Genomic DNA, 850 nt, shown 5'->3' on the forward strand with positions numbered 1-850 from the left:
GTAATCCGCGCTTTGCACTGGTAGTGGTGATAAACGATCCGCAGGGTGACAAATACTATGGCGGAGCGGTTTCCGCGCCGGTATTTGGCGCCATTATGGGCGGCGTTCTGCGTACTATGAACATAGAACCGGATGCACTGCCGCAGCCCGTCGAAAAATCCGACATGATCGTCAATAATCGAGAGGCATCAGGTGACTGATCGTAATTTACATGAGCTGCTCTCACCCTGGGTGCCTAACGCGCCGAGACGTGTGCTGAGGGACATGACGCTAGACAGCCGCACCGCAGCTTCGGGCGATCTGTTTGTAGCCGTCGTCGGCCATCAGACGGACGGACGTCACTATATCCCTCAAGCGATCGCGAAAGAAGTTGCCGCCGTCGTGGCGCAAGCGGAAGGCGAAGCCGAAGAAGGTGAAATCCATGAGCTGCACGGCGTGCCGGTCATCTATCTTCATCGGCTGCAAGAGAGGTTATCAGCGCTGGCAGGGCGCTTTTATCAGCAGCCGTCGCGAGCGCTGCGCTTGATTGGTGTAACCGGCACTAACGGCAAAACCACTACCGCTCAACTATTGGCACAATGGGCGCAGTTATTAGGCGAGATGAGCGCCGTAATGGGCTCCTTGGGCAACGGTGTAATGGGCCATATCCATCCAGCCGACAACACTACCGGCTCACCGATCGAGGTCCAGCAGCTGCTGTCACAGCTGCAGCACCAGGGCGCAACCATCGCGGCGATGGAAGTCTCGTCCCACGGCTTGGTACAGCACCGAGTCAGCAGCCTGCATTTCGCCGCCGCGGTCTTTACCAATCTTAGCCGTGACCATTTGGATTATCACGGCGATATGGCGC

1 protein-coding gene and 1 pseudogene are annotated in these 850 nt (G+C 57.4%); both read left to right on the forward strand.

Going from position 1 to position 850, the window contains the following annotated elements; genetic code table 11:
* Window positions 1-200 (forward strand): annotated as a pseudogene (locus tag BG74_RS17360) (peptidoglycan glycosyltransferase FtsI); the annotation flags it as partial.
* A partial coding sequence (locus BG74_RS06320) for a Mur ligase family protein (RefSeq protein WP_244267377.1) occupies window positions 193-850 on the forward strand: 658 nt, incomplete at its 3' end. The pseudogene BG74_RS17360 and the gene BG74_RS06320, both read left to right, overlap by 8 nt.

Origin of the sequence: Sodalis-like endosymbiont of Proechinophthirus fluctus, assembly GCF_001602625.1 — a bacterium.
Classification (GTDB): domain Bacteria; phylum Pseudomonadota; class Gammaproteobacteria; order Enterobacterales; family Enterobacteriaceae.